The sequence below is a fragment of the Kribbella koreensis genome, assembly GCF_039525325.1.
Taxonomy (GTDB): Bacteria; Actinomycetota; Actinomycetes; order Propionibacteriales; family Kribbellaceae; genus Kribbella; species Kribbella koreensis.
The window spans coordinates 285,979-305,661 of sequence record NZ_BAAAHK010000002.1; the positions used below are offsets into that span (position 1 = coordinate 285,979).

At 68.1% G+C, this 19,683-nt stretch carries 18 protein-coding genes; 12 read left to right on the top strand and 6 right to left on the bottom strand.

Annotated features, from left to right (window positions below):
- Positions 1 to 155: 155 nt before the first annotated feature.
- Positions 156 to 848, bottom strand: a complete 693-nt coding sequence (locus tag ABD116_RS03560) for an SH3 domain-containing protein (RefSeq protein WP_343964726.1) — start codon at positions 846 to 848, stop codon at positions 156 to 158.
- A 169-nt stretch (positions 849 to 1,017) separates the two neighbouring features.
- Between ABD116_RS03560 and ABD116_RS03565 the strand changes: the two genes are divergently transcribed.
- Together ABD116_RS03565 and ABD116_RS03570 are read left to right on the top strand one after the other, a co-directional pair.
- Positions 1,018 to 1,710, top strand: coding sequence for an NBR1-Ig-like domain-containing protein (locus ABD116_RS03565; protein WP_343964728.1), 693 nt, complete (start codon positions 1,018 to 1,020; stop codon positions 1,708 to 1,710).
- Positions 1,711 to 1,811: 101 nt separating this feature from the next.
- Positions 1,812 to 3,686, top strand: a complete 1,875-nt coding sequence (locus ABD116_RS03570) for an alpha/beta fold hydrolase (protein ID WP_343964730.1) — start codon at positions 1,812 to 1,814, stop codon at positions 3,684 to 3,686.
- A gap of 169 nt (positions 3,687 to 3,855) precedes the next feature.
- On the opposite strand, the gene ABD116_RS03575 is transcribed toward ABD116_RS03570, so the two are convergent.
- Positions 3,856 to 4,365 (bottom strand): GbsR/MarR family transcriptional regulator, encoded by a 510-nt coding sequence (locus ABD116_RS03575; RefSeq protein ID WP_343964732.1) that lies wholly within the window; start codon positions 4,363 to 4,365, stop codon positions 3,856 to 3,858.
- 96 nt (positions 4,366 to 4,461) lie between these two features.
- On the opposite strand from ABD116_RS03575, the gene ABD116_RS03580 reads away from it, so the two are divergent.
- The 10 genes from ABD116_RS03580 to ABD116_RS03625 all read left to right on the top strand — a co-directional run bounded on the left by ABD116_RS03580 (position 4,462) and on the right by ABD116_RS03625 (position 16,469).
- Positions 4,462 to 5,376: an ABC transporter ATP-binding protein gene (locus tag ABD116_RS03580; RefSeq protein ID WP_343964734.1), complete on the top strand. Its 915-nt coding sequence runs from the start codon at positions 4,462 to 4,464 to the stop codon at positions 5,374 to 5,376.
- Positions 5,373 to 6,971 (top strand): ABC transporter permease, encoded by a 1,599-nt coding sequence (locus tag ABD116_RS03585; RefSeq protein WP_343964736.1) that lies wholly within the window; start codon positions 5,373 to 5,375, stop codon positions 6,969 to 6,971. Before ABD116_RS03580 ends, ABD116_RS03585 begins: the two co-directional genes overlap by 4 nt.
- A gap of 89 nt (positions 6,972 to 7,060) precedes the next feature.
- On the top strand, positions 7,061 to 10,933 hold the full coding sequence (locus ABD116_RS03590) for a hypothetical protein (protein WP_343964738.1): 3,873 nt from the start codon (positions 7,061 to 7,063) through the stop codon (positions 10,931 to 10,933).
- A 30-nt stretch (positions 10,934 to 10,963) separates the two neighbouring features.
- A complete protein-coding gene (locus ABD116_RS03595) occupies positions 10,964 to 11,365 on the top strand; it encodes a TIGR03618 family F420-dependent PPOX class oxidoreductase (protein WP_343964740.1) in 402 nt (133 codons plus the stop codon).
- Positions 11,358 to 12,560, top strand: coding sequence for a precorrin-6y C5,15-methyltransferase (decarboxylating) subunit CbiE (gene cbiE / locus ABD116_RS03600; protein ID WP_343964742.1), 1,203 nt, complete (start codon positions 11,358 to 11,360; stop codon positions 12,558 to 12,560). Before ABD116_RS03595 ends, cbiE begins: the two co-directional genes overlap by 8 nt.
- 82 nt (positions 12,561 to 12,642) lie before the next feature.
- Entirely contained in the window at positions 12,643 to 13,386 is a 744-nt protein-coding gene (gene cobM / locus ABD116_RS03605) for a precorrin-4 C(11)-methyltransferase (RefSeq protein ID WP_343964744.1), read from the top strand.
- Positions 13,387 to 13,467: 81 nt separating this feature from the next.
- The gene (locus ABD116_RS03610; RefSeq protein ID WP_343964746.1) at positions 13,468 to 14,187 is read left to right on the top strand and encodes a cobalt-precorrin-6A reductase; all 720 of its coding nucleotides are present in this window, start codon (positions 13,468 to 13,470) and stop codon (positions 14,185 to 14,187) included.
- Between the two features lie 169 nt (positions 14,188 to 14,356).
- Positions 14,357 to 15,022, top strand: coding sequence for a ribulose-phosphate 3-epimerase (gene rpe / locus ABD116_RS03615; protein WP_343964748.1), 666 nt, complete (start codon positions 14,357 to 14,359; stop codon positions 15,020 to 15,022).
- Positions 15,023 to 15,107: 85 nt separating this feature from the next.
- On the top strand, positions 15,108 to 15,620 hold the full coding sequence (locus ABD116_RS03620) for an Imm21 family immunity protein (RefSeq protein WP_343964750.1): 513 nt from the start codon (positions 15,108 to 15,110) through the stop codon (positions 15,618 to 15,620).
- Between the two features lie 57 nt (positions 15,621 to 15,677).
- On the top strand, positions 15,678 to 16,469 hold the full coding sequence (locus ABD116_RS03625) for an HAD-IIA family hydrolase (protein ID WP_343964752.1): 792 nt from the start codon (positions 15,678 to 15,680) through the stop codon (positions 16,467 to 16,469).
- Position 16,470: 1 nt separating this feature from the next.
- On the opposite strand, the gene ABD116_RS03630 is transcribed toward ABD116_RS03625, so the two are convergent.
- From ABD116_RS03630 to ABD116_RS03645, 4 genes are read right to left on the bottom strand one after another with little or no spacing between them, the layout of a single operon-like run.
- Positions 16,471 to 17,175, bottom strand: a complete 705-nt coding sequence (locus tag ABD116_RS03630; protein ID WP_343964754.1) for a polysaccharide deacetylase family protein — start codon at positions 17,173 to 17,175, stop codon at positions 16,471 to 16,473.
- 34 nt (positions 17,176 to 17,209) lie between these two features.
- Positions 17,210 to 17,953 (bottom strand): amino acid ABC transporter ATP-binding protein, encoded by a 744-nt coding sequence (locus ABD116_RS03635; protein ID WP_343964756.1) that lies wholly within the window; start codon positions 17,951 to 17,953, stop codon positions 17,210 to 17,212.
- A complete protein-coding gene (locus ABD116_RS03640) occupies positions 17,937 to 18,686 on the bottom strand; it encodes an amino acid ABC transporter permease (RefSeq protein ID WP_343964758.1) in 750 nt (249 codons plus the stop codon). Before ABD116_RS03640 ends, ABD116_RS03635 begins: the two co-directional genes overlap by 17 nt.
- Entirely contained in the window at positions 18,686 to 19,555 is an 870-nt protein-coding gene (locus ABD116_RS03645; RefSeq protein WP_343964760.1) for a substrate-binding periplasmic protein, read from the bottom strand. The genes ABD116_RS03640 and ABD116_RS03645 overlap by 1 nt, the downstream gene beginning before the upstream one ends.
- Positions 19,556 to 19,683: the final 128 nt, after the last annotated feature.

Below are 19,683 nucleotides of genomic sequence, written 5' to 3' on the forward strand. Positions count from 1 at the left end.
GTTCAGCGGGGTGGCCATGAAAGTAAGCGCTATCCGTGAGTGACGTCACAGTCACGCACGGTTTCGAACGTTCAGAAGCACCCAGGCGCTTGAGGGGCGGGTGCGCCTGGGTGCTTGGTGTCCCTTCAGCCTCCGTGCCTAGGGCTGATGGGAGTTCAGAAGTTGGGCCAGGCCCAGCCGAGGTAGGAGTTGAAGTAGGGGAGTTTGGCCAGGCCGATCTTGCCGTTGACGCTGGTCGCCCAGAAGTAGCCGTCGCCGCGGGAGACGCCGACGTGGCCGTAGGGGGCGGCCAGGTCCCAGAAGACCAGGGCACCCTTGGGGGCGTTCAGGTCGCGGTGGGCGACACCGCGGGCGACGGCGTCGTTCCAGTCGGCCTTGGCGGAGGCCCAGATGCCGGTTTTGCCGTAGGAGTTCTCGGCGGCCATCTCGCAGTACCCCTGGAAGGCGGTCGAGCCGTTGCGGGCGGCGTACCAGTTGATCGCGTTGTCGGCGCGCGGGTTGCTCGTGCACAGCGGGGCGACCAGGCCGCTGCTGCCGGTGTTGACGTAGGAGTCGGAGATGAAGCCCTTGCCGGGGACGTGGTCCCAGACCAGGCTGCGGCCGAACTTGCCGGTCACCGGCTCGCCGTAGATCTGGCAGTCGATCTGGACCGCGCCGTTGGGCTGGGTGCCGACCGCGCCGAAGGTGGTCGCGTTGCCGGAGCGGATCGTCACCCCGGCCCCGGAATCGGTCACGACGGTGCCGGTGGCGGCGTGGGCCGGCAGCGCCGCGCCGCCGAGGACGGCGACGCCGCCGAGAAGGGTGGTAACTGTGAGCCTGGCGAAAGTACGGGTGAGGGCGGTCCGCATGGTCGTGGCCTTTCTGGGAGTGAACTGTCGCTCGGAGTGGGCGGATCCTTGGCGATCTGGCACTACACCCCACAGAATCAGAGCGTCACGGAGTTGTCGCAGTAGGCAACGAAAGCGAGTAACCGAAACCAGGTAGTCTCCGTGAACTAGTGACACTGGGGAGTTCGCTGTGAGGCCAGCACAGGCGCGGTACGTGATCGGCAGCCGGATGCGCGAGTTGCGAGAGGCGGCAGAGGTGCCGCTCACCCGCGCGGCCGCGCTGTCCGGCTGGGACAAGGGCCATCTCTCGAGGGTCGAGCGCGGGCACACCAAGCCCAGCCGCGAGTTGATCGAGTGGTACGACGACTCCTTCGGCGCCGGTCGCGCTCTGGTGAACCAGTTGATGGAGCTCGACGCCGCCGTACGGGCCGGCAAGGACATGTCGATGCGGGACCTGCGCCGCCGCGACTCGCTCCCGCACCCGACGCTGCTGGGCGGGTCGGTACCGGCCGACCATCATCCCGAGGACCGCGCGGAGCTCGTCGGCGAGACCGTGCCCGACGGCACCCGGGTGATCCGGGACGAGGAGTTCGACAAGACCTGGGAGATCCGCAACAGCGGGGAGAGCAACTGGCACGACCGCTGGCTCACCAGACAAGGAGCAGCCGGTACGCCGGGATGGCTCCGCTCGCCGTCTCGCGCCCGGCTGCCGGACGCCGTACCGGGCGAGGTCGTGACGGTGAAGATGCGGCTGCAGGCGCCGTCCCAGGTCGGAGCGTCCACGGCTTATTTCAAGGTCACCGACGAAGCCGGCCGGCTGTATTACCCAGGACTCGAATCGCCGCCGGTGTACTGCACGATCTTCACGGTGTACGAGCTGTAGACGCGGGTTTGCCCTTGCGGTTGGGCCGATGGGTGTCGCCGACGGTGTCCGGCCGAATACGTTGACGGCTTCCCGTCCGCCTGACACAGGGAGTTCTCAGCGTGCCCAGCCCCCGCAAACTCGCGGCCGCCGTCGCCGTCGCATTGCTTGCTCCGTTGCTGACGGCCACTAACGCCGTGGCAGCCACCGCCGCCTCCGGGCCCCAGGATCCGGCCGTGCCGGCGATCCCGCAGCGCTACCTCGACCAGCCGATCAACTGGTCGGTCTGCGCGTTCGACGCCACCATCAAGCGGAACTATCCGCAGGCCCCGACCACCAACTGCGCCAAGGTCAACGTGCCGATGGACTGGGCGCATCCGGACGCGCACCCCGACATCCAGGTCGCCGTCTCGTACAGCAAGGCCACCGGTACTTCGAAGGGCCTGCTGACCAGCAACCCCGGCGGACCTGGTGGCGCCGGCCTCAACCTGACCGCCAACCTGGGCGTCTCGAAGCCGCAGCTGTTCAGCGACTTCGACCTGTTCGGCTTCGACCCGCGTGGTTTCGGGACGAGCACTCCGCTGCAGTGCCTGGCCTCGGCCGAGGACATCGCGGCGATCCCGGTCACTCCTGACTACAAGGAGCGCACCAAGCAGACCCACAAGGTCGAGGTCGCCGAGGCGAAGTTCTACGCCGACGCCTGCTCCGCGACCGAGTTCGGCCAGTTCGTCAGCAGCCAGCAGACCGTCTACGACATGGACTTCCTGCGGGCGCTGTTCAAGGCCCGGCAGCTCAACTTCATCGGGTACAGCTACGGCACCTGGCTCGGCGGCTGGTACGCCGACACCTACCCGTCGAAGGTCGGCCGGTTCGTGCTCGACTCGAACATGGACTGGACCCACACCCAGTGGGACAACGTGAACTTCGACCCGTTCTCCGGCCAGCGTCGCCGCGACACCCAGTTCTTCCCGTGGATCGCCCGGCACGCCGACCAGATCAGCGGGTTGGGGAGTACGCCGGCGCAGGTCACCGCGAAGTACAACGGGATCCGCGCGTCGCTGACCACGCTGGTGAAGGCGGGGGAGAGCTCGGTCCGTGGCGACAACCTCGACGGGCTGATCTACAGCGCGATCTACAACAACACGCGTTTCATCCGGGCGACCCTGGACGTCCTGGTGCATGACGAGTTCACGAAGGCGCCGACGGCCTCGGGCAAGATCGAGCTGGCGCAGGTCGACGCGGCGTGGGCGCGGTTGTCGCCGGAGTTGCAGAAGTTCGACACCCTGGCGGCGCTGCGGACCCGGTACGGCGTGACGCCGACGACTCCGACGGCGAGCGCCGTCGCGGCGACGCAGGTCGACACGTTGCGGTCGATCATCGCGGACGCGAAGGTCTCGGCGGCTCGCGCCAGGTCGGGTGACGAGCTGGTGAACGTCGGGGCGATCAGCACGACGGTTCGCTGCAACGACACGGCGTGGAGCAAGGACACGAACTTCTACCTGAAGGAAGCCGATCGGATGGCCAGGAAGTACGACTTCTTCGGCTACCTGAACGGCGTCCCGATGTGCGCCTTCTGGAAGTACGCGCCGCAGGACCGAAAGCTCGACCTGACCGGGTCGCCGCGGATCCTGATCGTGCAGAGCGAGATGGACCCGGCCACGGCGTACGAGGGGTCTTTGCGGACCCACAACGACACCAAGAACGCCACCCGCTTCGTCGCGATCGACGACGAGGGCCAGCACGGCCAGTACATCCTCGGCAACCGCTCCTCGTGCGCCGAGCAGATCGGCGACAAGTACATCTTCACCGGCGAACTCCCCGCCAAGGACCAGTTCTGCGGCACCACCCCGTTGCCCGGCGACCTCTCGGTCTACGCCGTCAAGGGCCCGGTCGACGGCAAATCGGTGCACCTGCCGAAGTCGAAGGCAGCCGCCCCCAAGACCAACCCGCTCCTCCAGCAGGTAATGGACACCGTCGCAGCCAGCGCCCTGCGGTAACCACACTGCGGGTGGCCGGCACACTGCCGGCCACCCGCACCACCAGCCCCCAACCAGCGACAGTCACCGACGAGTGCGAGCCGCCGACTAGTGCCAGGCACCCAGCACCTGGAGCGCTCGCCTGCCTCTCGCCACCCCCGCCTTCGAGCGGAGCGAGAAGGCGGGGTTTTCAGCTGTTGTCTTCGGCTTCTATCTCGGCGTCGATCTCCGCCTTGCGCTTGATCCAGCGCTCGCTCAGGCCATCGACCTCGTTCTGGATGAACTCGACGAAGCCGATCGTCGCGCGGATCCGGCGGCTCGCCTCGGTGCGGGCGCCGACGTACGGGAGCATCTGGCGCAGGATCTCCTCCCAGCGGCTGAGCCCGCGGTCCTGGCTCATCATCGACTGGAACCAGAAGTCGTCCATCACCACGTACACATCGCGCCGGCTGCCGGGCTCCCGCTCGCGGGTGGCCAGCCGCAGCTGCAGCAGATAGTTCACCGCGCCGGAGATGGCGGCCGGGCTCGCCTTGAGGCGCTCGGCCAGCTCGGCGGCGGTCAGCCGGCCGTCCTCGCTCGCCAGGATGGCGGTGAAGGCCCTGGCCGACATCCGCGGCCAGCCCTGCTCGGCCAGGGTGTTGCCGAATTGCTCGGCGTACCGCTGGACCACCGCTTCGTCTCGCTCCATCGCTGCGCTCACCGTCCCATCATCTCCTTCCGGCACCGAAAAACCTGACGCGTGAGAAATCTGTTAGTAAGATTCACAAACTTCTGAATGAAGTGTACGTTATGAATCATGACATCAGCCATAGTGGTCTCCGGACTGCACAAGTCGTACGGCAGCACGCACGCCCTCGACGGTCTCGACCTCGATGTCGCGACCGGTGAGGTGCATGGCTTCCTCGGCCCGAACGGCGCCGGGAAGTCGACCACCATCAGGGTCCTGCTCGGCCTGCTGAAGGGCGACGAGGGCGACGTGTCGCTGCTCGGCGGCGATCCGTGGCACGACGCGGCGAAGCTGCACCGGCGGCTCGCGTACGTCCCTGGTGACGTGAACCTGTGGCCGAACCTGACCGGCGGCGAGGTGATCGACCTGCTCGGCCGGCTCCGCGGCGGGCTGGACCCGAAGAAGCGCGACGACCTGCTCCGCCGCTTCGACCTGGACCCGACCAAGAAGGGCCGGACCTACTCCAAGGGCAACCGGCAGAAGGTCGCGCTGGTCGCGGCGCTCGCCTCCGACGTCGAGTTGCTGATCCTCGACGAGCCCACCTCCGGCCTCGACCCGCTGATGGAAGAGGTCTTCCGGCAGTGCATCGAGGAGGAGCGGCACCGCGATCGCACCGTGCTGCTGTCGAGCCACATCCTGTCGGAGGTCGAGGCGCTGTGTGACCGGATCAGCATCATCCGGCGCGGCAAGGTCGTCGAGACCGGCACGCTGGGCGACCTACGGCACCTCACCCGGACGTCGATCCAGGCGGAGTTGGCCTCCTCGCCCAATGGGTTGGCTCAGCTGCCCGGAGTACACAGCCTCGATGTCGAAGGCAACCGGGTGAGCTGTGAGGTCGATACCGCGCAACTCGACGGGGTGATGAAGCAGCTCGCGGCGAGCGGGATCAAGAGCCTCGTCGCCCAGCCGCCGACGCTGGAGGAGCTGTTCCTGCGGCACTACGAGGACGATGCCGCGCCTGAACCGGTGGCGGCCGCGCGATGAACGACTTCGCTGGTACTACGACCCTGGTGCGACTCGCGCTGCGGCGGGACCGGGTGCTGCTGCCGATCTGGATCCTGGTCTTCGTCTCGATGGCCGCCGGCTCCGCCAAGGCGTCGATCGATCTCTACCCGGACGTCGCCTCGCGGGTCTCGGCCGCCAACACTTCGAACTCCTCACCGGCCCTGGTCTCCTTGTACGGAAGGATTTTCGACCCCTCGTCGCTCGGCGAGCTGTCGCTGTTCAAGCTGACCGCGTTCGGTGCGCTGCTGGTCGGACTGCTCGGCGCGATGCTGGTGGTCCGGCACACCCGCGCCGAGGAGGAGAACGGCCGGCTCGAACTGCTCAGCGCCGGAGTGCTCGGCCGGTACGCCGCGTTGACCTCAGCGCTGATCGTCTCGGCCGGCACTGTGATCGTCCTCGGCCTGCTGACCGCGCTCAGCCTGATCGGTACCGGCCTCCCTGCCGCCGGATCCTTCGCCTTCGGGCTCACCTGGATCGTTGCCGGGCTCGCCTTCGCCGGCGTGGGTGCACTGGCCGCGCAGTTGACCGAAGGCGCCCGCACGGCCAACGGCATCACTGCGGTCGTACTGGGCGTCAGCTACATCCTCCGCGCGGCCGGCGACTCGGCCTCCGACGGCGGTACTGCCTGGATCTCCTGGTTGTCTCCGATCGGCTGGGCCCAGCAGATCCGCGCGTACGCCGGTGACCGGTGGCTGGTCGCGCTGCTTCCGCTGGCCTTACTGGGGCTGCTGATCGCCGCCGCCTTCGCGCTGCTGCGTCGTCGCGACGTCGGCGCCGGCCTGGTCCGGCCGCGGCCGGGGCCTGCGACGGGTGCGGCGTCCCTGCGGTCACCGCTCGCGTTGGCGTGGCGGCTGCATCGCGGTTCGCTCTCTGCGTGGGGCGCTGCCTTCCTGCTGCTCGGCTTCGTGGTCGGCAACATCGCCTCGAACGTCGACGGCTTCGTCACCAGCGACGGCGCCCGCGACATGGTGGAGAAGCTCGGCGGCGTCAACGGCATCACCGACGCCTTCCTCTCCACCGAGATGGGCATCCTCGGCCTGCTCGCGTCAGCCTTCGGTATCCAGGCAGCGCTCCGCCTTCGCTCCGAGGAGACGGCCCTACGCGCAGAACCGTTGCTGGCAACGGGTGTCACGCGCTACCAGTGGCTTGCCAGCCATGTACTGATGGCACTGCTCGGTACCGGCGCACTGGTCCTCGTAGGCGGCCTTGGCTCCGGCATCTCCAGTGGAGCCTCACTAGGCAACATGGGCCGCCAACTCCCACGCATGCTGGCCGCCGCGGCAGTCCAACTCCCCGCCATATGGCTGGTCACCGCCCTGGTAGTACTCCTCTTCGGCCTGGCCCCCAAGCTCATCACCGCAGCCTGGGCCCTCTTCGGCGCCTTCATCCTGCTAGGGCAATTCGGCCCCCTCTTCGACCTACCCCAAGCCCTGATGGACATCTCCCCGTACGCCCACACCCCCCGCCTCCCCGGCGGCGACTTCTCCGCAACCCCAGTAGTCGTCCTAGCCGCAATAGCCACCGCCCTCCTCCTCACCGGCGCCACCACCTTCCGCCGCCGAGACATCGGCTAGCCCTTTGCAACAAGCTGCAATCCGCTCCTCCCACACCCCGAGCGCTGGTACGCTCCCCGCGCTCGGGGTGAGCAATCTGGGGAGGACCTTTGACCGGCAAGTACGTCCGCAGCAGCATGCCCGGAGCTGGGCGCCGCAGCACACTGACCGCCTTGGTGGCCGGTGTACTGCTGGCCCTGACCGGCTCTCTGCTGGTAGCCACGAACGCCGCGGCGACACCGTCGGCAACGCCTCCCAAACCGGCCGAAGCCACCACGAAGGCCGCCAAGACGACCAGCGCTGCCAAGAAGGCCTCTGCTGAGGTCTGCGGGGGAGCGATCAGTTGGTACACAGTCGTCTCGTGCGCCGGAATCGAAGACGGGCAGGAGCACGCCTACACGCTGCCCAGCCTCGAGGCGCCCGACCGGCTGCTGTTCCGGATGTCGGAGGCGAACCCGGAGGCGCGAGTCGTCGGGCATCTGACCGCCCCCGACGGCACACAGTGCATCTTCAGCCCGTTTCCGGACGTGAGGGAGTGCGCGGTCGGCGAAGCTGGGACCTACCGGATCACCGTCGACAGCGACGGATCGTCCGCGTACACATTGTCGGTCGCCTCGATCCGCTCCTCGGCCTGTACGCCGCTGAGCGCGGCCGACCTCTCGCCGACGGCGCCCGGTCGTACCGGTGACCTGGCGGCGACCACGGTCGGCGACTGCTACCAGTTCGCCGGAGTAGCCGACGACATCGTGCAGATCGGCGGCGGCACGGAGATCGTCACGATCTACGACGCCGGAGCCACCGAGGTCTGCGGCTCGAGGTTCTATCAGCCGACCAGTTGCACGATGACCGGCACGGGGCCGTACCGCGCCCTGGTGCTGCAGCCGCGGGAGAACCAGACCGCTTACACCTTGCGGCTGGCCAAGCTGAACGACGCGACCGGCTGCCCGGCACTCGCCGTCGCGCCCTTCGGGACACCTGGTACCGCGACCGTCAGCGGCACCCTGGCGCCCGAGGCGACGACCTGCCGATCGGTCACGCTGTCGGCCGGCCGGCATGCGATCCGGACGTACTCCGAGGCGGGCGGCTTCGGAGATCCGGTCACCTTCTCCTTCTACGACCACGCCGGCCGATCATTGTGTGACGGCAGCAGCCGGGACTCGTGCGAGATCCCGGCCGACGGCACCTATCTGCTGGAGATCGGCAACTACCGCGACCAGGCACTCGCCTTCGGCGCCTCGGTGATCGCGTTGCGGGACACGCGTGGCTGTGCTCCTGAGGTGGGTACCGACTGGAACCTTCCGGTGCTCAGCAAGCCCAACACGGTCGCCCTCCAGCTCGACTGCCAGCCGATCAAGGCCGTGGCCGGTGACCGGCTGATGATCCGGTCCGGAGATCCGGCCAGCGTCCGCGTCGTCGACCGCGACGGCGTTGGTACCTGTGAGCGGTCCTGGGGGCAGCAGGAGTGCGTCCTCGAGGGCACCGGGCCCTACCGGGTGCTGTCGACGGGGAACTCCGACAGCGGCGAGTACCAGTTGGACTTCGGCCGGCTGACGAACCCGGCTGGTTGCGCACCCTTGGCTCTGACGAAGTTCGGAGTAGCACCACCGGCGGGTCCGGACGGTAGCCGTTGCCGCGAGCTGACCGTGACGACTCCCGCGACGTACATGATCGAGTCGGGGATGACGCAGGGAGACGAGGTCACGCAGCGCAAGCCGGCGTACGGGACTGATGGGCTGCACGCCTGCGAGAACCTGGCGCGGTGCTCGCTGCAGGCTGGCCAGTACTTCGTCATCACCCCGCAGACCGCACGGATCGCCGCGTTCCCGGTCACCGCGACGGACGGCTGCGTGCCGCAACCGGCTGATGCTTTCACGCCGGTACGGGGCACCATGACCAGCTACGCGCAGTTCGACTGTGTGCAGCTGAACGCTCCGGCGGGTGCTGTCCTGCTGCCGATCGAGCCGTCCGGTGCCGACCTGACCTCGGGAGTGGTGCTCGACGCGACCGGCGCGGAACTCTGCCTGCGCGAGCGGGACGACAATCCGTGCAAGCTGACCGGTACGGCGCCCTTCCGGGCACTGCTCACGTCCCGGGTCGGCCAGAACCCGTCCAGCTATGCCTTCACCATGCCACGGATCGACGAGACGACCGGATGCCAGGCGTTCCCGCAGGGCGACTTCACCACGCCCGGTGGCGTGTCGCTGGCGTTGCGGCCGGATCGCTTCGCGGCCTGTCTGACCATTCCGGCCGGCGCGCACAGTACGGAAGAGATCGTGCAGTTCAACCGGACCGCCGGCACCGGAACCGCGCGGATCTTCGTACTGGACAGCACCGGGCGGGAGCAGTGCGCCTCGAACCAGAGTGCGAACGAGCGGAGGTTCTGCCTGCTCGACACCGGTAGCGCCTATCAGGCCTACTTGGTCGGATCCGATGCGACGTCGACGTACCAGGCCGTGCGGCGAGACGTCACGGCCGGAGCGAAGGGGTGTGGCGCCGTCGGTTCGACCGTGGTCGGGACGACTGCTGCGAGCGGCACGACCGACCGTACGCAAGTGCGCTGCCACAAGCTCACCGGCGCGACCACCGACAAGTTCCTGATGAACACCCGGGACGCCACAGGGGACATCGGCATGACGGTGCTCGGCCCTGACGGGCAGGAGGCCTGCCGCTTCACCGGTGGCACGGGCTGCCTGGCCACCGGGTTCGCGTCGTACCAGGTGATCGTCCAGCAGGGTGGAGCCGTGGTGCCGGGGGCGGCGTACAAACTGGAGGCCTTCAAGGTCGCCACGGCGGCCGGGCCGGCGGCGGAGTGCACGAAGGTGGCCAACAGTGGTTACGGATTCGGGCCGTTCACCGGGGAGCTGACGACTGCCAGGACCGCTACCTGTACGAGCTTCCCGATGGTCGCGAACAAGCAACTGACCGGCCAGGCGGTGAATCTGGCGAGCGGCGGGCCGGAGTTGTTCGTCAGCGGCATCGGGAGCGCCAACGGCGAGAACTGCAACTCGTTCGGTGACGGTCAGGGCGGCTTCAGCTGTTACGGCTGGAGCACGCCCAGCTGGAACCAGATCATCGTGCTGAGCCTTCCGGAGGACAAGTCGACGTCGGTCAAGTACAGACTCAGCGCCGGCTGCGACATCCCGTTGTGTGGTGGGGCTGTGTTCGGGGTCAGTGGGGTGACTCCGGCGAGTGCGGCTGCAGGTACTACGGCGACGTTGACCATGACCGGGAAGTCGCTGCATCTGAAGGATGTGGTGCGGTTGACGGCTTCTGGGTTGCCGGCGGTGGCCGGCGTGGTCAAGACGGTGTCGGCTGATCGGACCAAGGCCACGGTGACGGCGAATCTGGCTGGGGCGGCTCCGGGAGTGCGGACGCTTGCTGTGGGGTCGTTTGCTGGGGAGACCGTGACGCTGGCCAAGGCGTTCACGGTTGGGCCCAAGGCATTGGCGGTTGCAGGTGCGCCGACCGTGGTGGGGCCTGTGCGGGTAGGTGCCGTGGTGCGGTCTACGCCGGGGAAGTGGGTGCCTGCGGCTACGGGGTATGCGTACCAGTGGCGGGACAACGGGGTGGCTATCCGGGGCGCCTCGGCGGCTACCTATACGCCGGTGGCGGCCATGGTCGGGCACAAGTTGAGTGTGACGGTTACTGCTTCGCGGGCCGGGTCCACAAGTGCTGCTGCTACGTCTGCCGGAGTAGTGGTGGCTGCTGGGCTGGCTCCGGTGGCGAAGGTGTTGCCTGTGCTCAAGGGGACGGTGAAGGCTGGGAAGGCGGTGACCGTGTCCGCGGGGACTTGGGCGCCGGCCTGTACGTCGTACCGGTACCAGTGGTACTCCGCTGGCAAGGCAGTTGCCAGCGGTACCAAGTCGGGTCTGGTGCTGACCGCTGCGATGGCGAAGAAGACCGTGTACGCCGCAGTCACCTGCGGGCGGACTGGGCACGCGTCGGGGCGGGCTGTCACGAAGACGTACACGGTGGCTGCCTGAACCCGCCGGGGCGGTGTCTACGATCACGGGGTGGAACTGGCGCTGAGTGAACGGTCTGGGTCGTTCGTGGACTTCTGGACCGAGCGGCATCTGTGTGTGCTCAGCACGGTGCGCTCGGACGGGACTGTGCACGCGACGCCGGTCGGGGTGACGGTGGATCTCAAGACGGGGATCGCGCGGGTGATCTGCTCGGGTGGGTCGCACAAGGCCCGGCAGGTCCGGGCGGCCGGGTCGGCTGGTGCGGCGGTCGCGGTGACCCAGTTCGAGGGCCGGCGCTGGTCGACGCTCGAGGGGCGCGCGGTGGTGAGCGACGATCCCGAGCGGGTCGCCGACGCCGTACGCCGGTACGCCGAGCGCTACCGCCAGCCGCGCGTCAACCCAACCCGGGTAGTCCTGGAGATCACCATCACCAAGGTCCTCGGCAATGCCTGACCCCCTCACCGTCGTAGGCATAGGCGCCGACGGCTGGCCCGGCCTCTCACCCACCGCCCAACAAGCCGTCACCACAGCCGAAGTCCTCCTGGGCAGCACCCGCCAACTAGCCCTCCTCCCTGCGAACGAGGGACAGGTGCGGGTGGCCTGGAGTTCGCCGTTGTCGGAGTCTTTGACTGGGTTGCTGGCTACCCATCGGGGGCGGCGGATCTGTGTGTTGGCCAGTGGGGATCCGACGTTTCATGGGATCGGGACAACGTTGACCAGGATGTTGGGGGCGGAGGCGGTGCGGGTGATTCCGCATCCGTCGAGTGTTTCGCTGGCCTGTGCTCGGTTGGGGTGGCCGCAGGATCAGGTGCAGGTGATCAGCCTGGTCGGGCATCCACTCGAACTCGTCCAGCCGCACGTCCAGCCGGGGCGACGGCTCGTCATCTTGAGTTGGGGTGCGCAGACGCCGGGTGAGGTGGCGGAGTTGCTGGTCCAGCGCGGGTACGGCGGGAGTGCGTTCACGGTGCTCGAGCAGTTGGGGTCGGGGGAGGAGCGCGTACGTAGTACCAGGGCAGACGAATGGAGTGGCGAGGTCGACGCGCTCAACGTCATCGGGGTGCTCTGCGCGGCGGACGACGGCGTGGAGTTGTTGTCGACGGCGCCGGGGTTGCCTGACTCGGCGTACGAGAGTGACGGGCAGTTGACCAAGCGCGAGGTCCGCGCGGTGACGTTGTCGCGGCTGGCGCCGGTACCGGGGCAGCTGCTGTGGGATGTCGGCGGCGGCGCGGGCAGCATCGCGATCGAGTGGCTACGGCACCACCCGAGCTGCCGCGCGGTAGCGATCGAACAAGACCCCGACCGCGCCAAACGCCTCGACCGCAACGCCGCAGCCCTCGGAGTCGCCGTCCGCACCGTCGTCGGCTCCGCGCCCGCTGTGTTGGAGAGCCTGGAGTCACCCGACGCCATCTTCGTCGGCGGCGGCGCGACCGTCCCCGGCGTCATCGAGACCTGCTGGGAGGCCCTACGCCCCGGCGGTCGCCTGGTAGTCAACGGCGTCACCCTGGAGACCGAGGCCCTGATCGCCCGCTGGTACGCCGAACGCGGCGGCGACCTGGTCCGCCTAGCCGTCCAACGAGCATCCGCCGTAGGCACCATGACCGGCTGGCGCCCCGCGATGCCCGTCACCATCTGGAGCCTCACCAAATGACCACCCACCCCCAAAGCGCCGCGCCACCCCGCACCGACCGGGGCCTGGTCACCCAGCTCCCGTCCTTCGGGAGCGTGGTCGCGTGACTGTGCACTTCATCGGGGCCGGGCCGGGTGCCGCTGACCTGATCACCGTGCGGGGGCGCGACCTGATCGCCGCCTCGCCCGTCTGCCTGTACGCCGGTGCGCTGGTCCCACTCGAGTTGCTCGACCACTGTCCGCCCGGCGCCCGCAAGGTCGACACAGCCGAGTTGAACCTCGACCAGATCATCGCCGAACTCGCCACCGCCCACGAGTCCGGCGCTGACGTAGCCCGCCTCCACTCCGGCGACCCCTCCGTCTTCAGCGCGATGGCCGAGCAGATGCGCCGGCTCGACGCGTTGGAGATCCCGTATGACGTGACGCCCGGCGTACCGGCGTACGCGGCCGCAGCCGCCTCCCTGGCCCGCGAACTGACCGTCCCCGAGGTCGGCCAAACCGTCATCCTCACCCGCATCGGCGGCCGAGCCACCGCCATGCCCCCCGGCGAAGACCTCGCAACCCTCGGCACGAGCCAGGCGACCCTCGTCCTCCACCTGGCCGTCCAGCAGATCGACCGGGTGGTCGACGAGCTGACCCCCAACTACGGCGCCGACTGCCCAGTCGCTGTGGTCGCCCGTGCCTCCCGCGACGACGAGGTGATCCTCCGCGGCACCCTCGCCGACATCGCCGCCCTGGTCCGCGCCGCCGACATCCGCCGAACCGCCGTCATCCTGGTCGGCAAGGTGCTAGCAGCAACAGCCTTCCGCGACAGCCACCTGTACTCGACCACCCGAGACCGTGCCTGATCGCCTCCTGGCGACCAAGGTGGTAACTAACTTGCACCCAGCGACCAATTGTTTCCACCTTGATGTCCAGGGCCCGCCCTCATGAAGGTACTGCTGCTCGGCGGTACCGGCGAGGCACGGCGGCTGGCGGACGTATTGGCCGCTGAGCACGACGTTGTGTCGTCGTTGGCCGGGCGCATCGGGGAGGCGCGGTTGCCGGTGGGGGAGGTTCGGCAGGGTGGGTTCGGCGGAGTGGAGGGACTTACCGCGTGGCTGGTCGAGCACGGGGTGGAGGCGGTGGTCGATGCCACGCACCCCTTCGCCGCAACGATGACTGCGCATGCGGTCGCAGCCACGAGCGCCCTCGGTCTTCCCCTGCTCGTACTACGCCGCCCCGGTTGGCGCGAGCAGCCCGGCGACATCTGGCACTGGACCCCCGACGTTGCAGCTGCCGCAGCACTCCTGCCTGCGCTCGGCCGACGAGTCTTCCTAACCATCGGCCGCCAGGGCCTGGCCGCCTTCGCCACCACAGGCCTCTGGACGCTGGCACGCTGTGTCGACCCGCCCGACCCGCTCCCCACCTGGTGCGAGCTACTGCTGGACCGCGGCCCGTACGAGCTGCCCGCCGAGCTGGACCTACTGCAGAACCACCGGATCGACGTACTGGTCACCAAGAACAGCGGTGGCGACATGACCGCTGCCAAGCTGACGGCGGCTCGCGAGCTGGGCATCCCGGTCGTACTGATCGAACGCCCACCCCTTCCACCCGGCATCGCCATGGCGGAGACGCCCGACGAAGTACGCCGCTGGCTCACCAACTGACTGGAGTCGGCGGGGCGCGGCGCCGACTGGCTGGGACGGCGGAGGCTGACTGACTGGGGACGGCGGAGCGCGGTGCGGTGGATCGCCGGCTGGCTGGAGGCGGCGGGTGGAGTGGAGGGCTGGACCGGGTGATCAGCCGTGCGGAGTACCGCCGGTAGATTGTCGTTTCATGGGAATTCAGATCGCGCCGAGCATCCTGACTGCCGACTTCGCCAGGCTGGCTGACGAGGCGGCGGCGGTGTCGAACGCCGACTGGCTGCACGTGGACGTGATGGACAACCACTTCGTCCCGAACCTGACGCTGGGACTGCCGATCGTCGAGTCGCTCGCCAAGGCCGCCGCGCAACCGCTCGACTGCCACCTGATGATCGAGGACCCCGACCGCTGGGCCCCCGGCTACGTCGAGGCCGGCGCCTCCAGCGTCACCTTCCACGCCGAGGCTTGCCGGGCCCCGATCCGCACCGCCCGCGAGATCCGCGCCAAGGGCGCCCGCGCCGCGTTGGCCCTCAAACCGGCCACCCCGATCGAGCCCTACGAGGACATCCTCGCCGAGTTCGACATGATCCTGATCATGACGGTCGAGCCCGGTTTCGGCGGCCAGAAGTTCCTCGACGTCTGCGTCCCCAAGATCCGCCGCACCCGCGACCTGATCGCCAAGCACGGCCTCGACCTCTGGATCGAGATCGACGGCGGCATCTCCACCGAAACCATCGAACGCTGCGCCGAGGCCGGCGCCGACGTCTTCGTAGCCGGCTCAGCCGTCTACAACGCCGACGACCCCAACACCATGGTCGAAAAACTCCGCACCCTGGCCGCCGACGTCACCACCCACTGAGTTGCCACCCACCGACGTGCCAGCCAGTGAGGTGCCGGCGAGCGAGGTGTTAGCAGGTGCGGGTGGCGCGGCATGGGTTGAGTCCATGGGTGGTCCGCTGATTGTTGTTCCGGTGTCCGCGCTGGACAGCTGGCACGGCTGCACCATGGAGGGGACGATGATCGGGGATGGCACGGTCGTCGATGACTACGACCGTGCCTGCCGGGTCGACGACTGGGCCGGTGTGATCGAGGTCGGCGATCACCAGGCGTTGGTACTGGGCGAGGTCTCCTACAGAACTTGCTACTTGGCCGAGCACCGCGTCTTCATCCGATGGAGCGTGGCCAGCTCAGCGGCCGAACTGTTCGAAGCTGCCGAGGCGGTGCTCGCCGACGACAGTACGCCGTGGGTGGATTGCGGCGTCTGGGAGACGGACGGCGCCGCCGTGCTGATGGATTCGGCCGAGGCAGGCGAGGATCTGGGCGTGCCGTACCCGGATGGCCTTGGCTTCCCGTCCGAGGCTCCTGTGCAGATCGAGGCAGGACGCTGGCGGATCGCCGCTGTCGAGATCAGTGCTGAGCATGTGGACGTGGGTGTGGTGCGGCTTTCGCCCGCCTGAGGGAGCCCTCGTCTACGATGCGAAGTGGTTGCCAGGTGTCTAGCGAGGAGTGCAGGGATGAGTGAGCACAAGCCGGTGGAGAGTTGGCTTACCGATATGGACGGGGTGCTTGTTCATGAGGAGCGGGCTATTCCGGGGGCCAGTGAGTTCATTGCGTCGTTGCAGGCTTCGGAGAAGAAGTTTCTGGTACTGACGAACAACTCGATCTTCACGCCGCGGGATCTGCGGGCGCGACTGCTTGCTGGGGGCATCGATGTGCCGGAGCAGGCGATCTGGACGTCGGCGTTGGCGACGGCTCAGTTCCTCGACGATCAGCGGCCTGGCGGTACGGCGTACGTGATCGGTGAAGCCGGGTTGACGACGGCCTTGCACGAGGTCGGGTATGTGCTGACCGAGCGGGCACCCGACTACGTCGTACTGGGGGAGACGCGGACGTACTCGTTCGAGGCGATCACCCGGGCGATCCGGCTGATCGCCGACGGGGCGCGCTTCATCGCGACCAACCCGGATCCGACCGGGCCGTCGACCGAGGGGCCGTTGCCGGCGACCGGATCGGTTGCCGCGCTGATCACCCGGGCGACCGGGGTCGCGCCGTACTTCGTGGGCAAGCCTAATCCGCTGATGATGCGCAGCGCCCTCAACCGGATCGAGGCGCACTCCGAGACGTCCGTGATGATCGGTGACCGGATGGACACCGACATCATCAGCGGCCTGGAAGCCGGTCTGCGCAGCATCCTCGTCCTGTCCGGCTCCACCGGCGAGCACGAGGTCGAGCGCTTCCCGTACCGCCCGACCCGCATCGTCGAGTCGATCGCCGACGTCGTACCGCTGATCGCCTCGATGTCCTGACTCAGCACGCCAACCGGAACGTGTAGCCGCGCGCCTTCAGCGTCCGCAGGATCGTCGGCAGCGCGGCGACCGTCTGGCTGCGATTCCCGCCGCCGTCGTGCAGCAGGATGACCGACCCGTTGCGTACCGACAACAGCACCCGCCGCGTGATCACCGAAGTGCCCGGCCGGGACCAGTCGCGCGGATCCACGGTCCACAATCGGATCGACTTGTGGAGCGCGGCCGCTCGTCGCCGGACGGTCGCGTTCACCCCGCCGTACGGCGGCCGCAGACACCGCGGGTTCGACCGGGTCTGCGCCCGGATGTACCGATCCGCGCTCTGGATCTGCGACCGGAAGGTTGCCGCCGACACCTTCCGCAGATCCGGATGCGAATAAGTGTGGTTCTGGACGCTGTGCCCCTGCTGATGGACCTTGCGGGTGACGGCCGGGTACTTCCGCACGTTCTGCCCCAGCTCGAAGAACGTAGCCTGCACGCCGTACCGCCGCAGAATGGCCAGCACCTGAGCCGTGTACTGCGGACTGGGCCCGTCGTCAAAGGTCAGCACCACGTACTTCGCCGCGACCGCGCCCCGCGGAGCAGCGGCCGCAGGCGCCCTGCCGGCAGCCTGGGGACGGCACCCAGCCAGCATGGCGATCAGGCCGACCGCCACCAGCAATCTGATCATCCGGCCGGCCATCCGAACCCCCAGGCGTCGACGAGTCACTCATCTCCACCATCGGCCGCCGAGCCGGATTTAGCTAGAGCACCTGCGACAGGAACTGCTGCAACCGCGGCGACTCAGCCGCCGTGAACAGCTTCTCCGGTACGCCGGACTCGACCACGACCCCGCGATCCATGAACGCCACCTGGTCCGCCACCTGCCGGGCGAACCCCATCTCATGGGTCACCACGATCATCGTCATCCCGGCGCCGGCGAGGTCGGCCATCAGCCCGAGGACACCCTTCACCAACTCCGGGTCGAGCGCCGAGGTCGCTTCGTCGAACAGCATCACCTCGGGCTTCATCGCCAGCGCCCGGGCGATCGCCACTCGTTGCTGCTGTCCACCGGAGAGGTTGCCCGGCCGCGCCGACTCCTTCTCCTTCAGCCCGACGAGCTCGAGCTGCACCCGGGCCGCCTCGACCGCCCCGTCGGTGGTCAACTTCTTGATCTTGCGCAGCGGCAGGGTGATGTTCTCCAGTACCGTCTTGTGCGGGAACAGGTTGAAGTGCTGGAACACCATCCCGATCCGCCGGCGCAACTCGTCCGGGTTGGACCGCAGTACCGACTCGCCGCCGAGCTTGATGTCGCCGGCCGCCGGTTCGAGCAGCCGGTTGGTGGCCCGCAGCAGCGTCGACTTGCCGGAGCCGGATGGCCCGATCACACAAGCCGTCTTCCCGGCCGCGACGGCGAGGTCGACGCCACGCAGTACCTTGTTGTTGCCAAAGGCAAGCTCGATCCCGGTGAGCTCCAGGCTCGCCGCGGCCTCAGCGAATGTCGGCATGGGCGAGCTCCTCGACCTCGAGATCGGCGGGACGGCCTTCGCGCAGCCGCTTGTCGAAGTAGTTGACCAGGTGGGTCAACGGCACCGTGATGATCAGGTAGAAGATTCCGGCCAGCAGCAGCGGCGACAGGTTGCCGTTGGTCGCGGCGGCGTCCTGGCCGATCCGGAACAGCTCGCGCTGACTGGCGAGCAGGCCCAGGAAGTACACGAGGCTTGATTCCTTGATCAGGGCGATGAACTGGTTCACCAGCGCAGGCAGTACCCGGCGCACGCCTTGCGGGATGACGATCAGCCACATGCCGGAGCTGTGGCTGAAGCCGAGCGCCCGCGCCGCCTCGAGTTGGCCCTTCTCGACGCTCTGGATACCGGAGCGGAAGATCTCGCCGATGTACGCCGCCGCGATCAGCGACAGCGCGAGGATGCCCAGCGGGTACGGGTTCGGCCCCCACCAGTGCCGGGTGATCGGCGACAGGCCCTGGCCGATCAGCAGGATGGTCAGGATGGCCGGCAGGCCGCGGAAGATGTCGGTGTAGATCTTCGCCGGCCAGCGCAGCCACCACTTGCGGGACAGTCCCATGACCGCCACGACCATGCCGAGCACAGTGCCCAGCACGACCGAGGCGGCCGCGAAGACGAGGGTGTTGACCAGCCCGACCTTCAGCATCTCGGGCAGGACCGCCTTCATCGACCCCCAGTCGAGGAAGGTGTCGTTCAGGGTGGACCAAACGTCCATCAGCCGGCGACAGGCGCGCTGGCCTTCGGCGCTGTGAACTTCACAGAACCGCTACCAGGCTTGAAGGTCGCCGGTACGGCGCGGCCGGGGTAGTACTGCTCGACGAGCTTGGTCCAGGTGCCGTCGGCGATGACCTCGTCGAGAGCCTTGTTGACCGCCTCGCGCAGCTTGTCGTTGCTCTTGGCAACCGCGAACGCGGTCGGCGCGGAGCTGAGCTCCTTGGCGGCCAGGACGACCACGCCGCCGCCCTGCTCCTTGGCCATCTTCTCGCCGATCTCGGCGGGGGAGATCCAGGCGTCCGCGGTACCGGCCTTCAGTTGGCCGACGGCCGCGTTGTAGTTCGGGACGCGGACAGGGTTGAGGTTCTTCTGGGTCGCATAGTCGTCCTGCACAGTGCCCTGGACGACGACCACGCGCTTGCCGTCGAGCTGGTCGAACTTCGTGATGCCGGAGCTCTTGGTGGTGTTCAGGCCGAGGTAGCCGAAGTCGTACCCATTGCTGAAGGCAACCGTCTTCTTGCGGGCCTCGGTGATCGTGATGGACGAGCTACCGAGGTCGAACTGACCGCCGTTGACCTGCGAGAGCAGGGCGGAGAAGTCGGTGCCGACGAACTCGGGCTTGAGGTTCAGCTTGGCCGCGACCGCGCTGATCAGGTCGTTGTCGAAACCGGTGAACTTGCCGTCCTTGACGTACACGTTCGGCGGCGCGTCGGTGAGCGTGCCGATCCGCAGCGTGCCCTTCTGGAGCAGGCCCAGATCGGGGCCGGAGGCATCGGACTTGTCATCACTGCCACAGGCCGCGAGCGCGACCATGAGGGTCACGGCGGTACCGATGGCGGCAAGACGGCGGAAGGCGCTGGTGGCGCGCACGGGTGTCTCCTTAGGACCAGGCGATACGGGAACGGTGGGGTTGGCCCACCGTTCGACGCTAACGCCGCCGGCGACCACCGAATTCCACCCTGACACCGGATGAGACGGGTCCGGAATGTCTAGTCCAG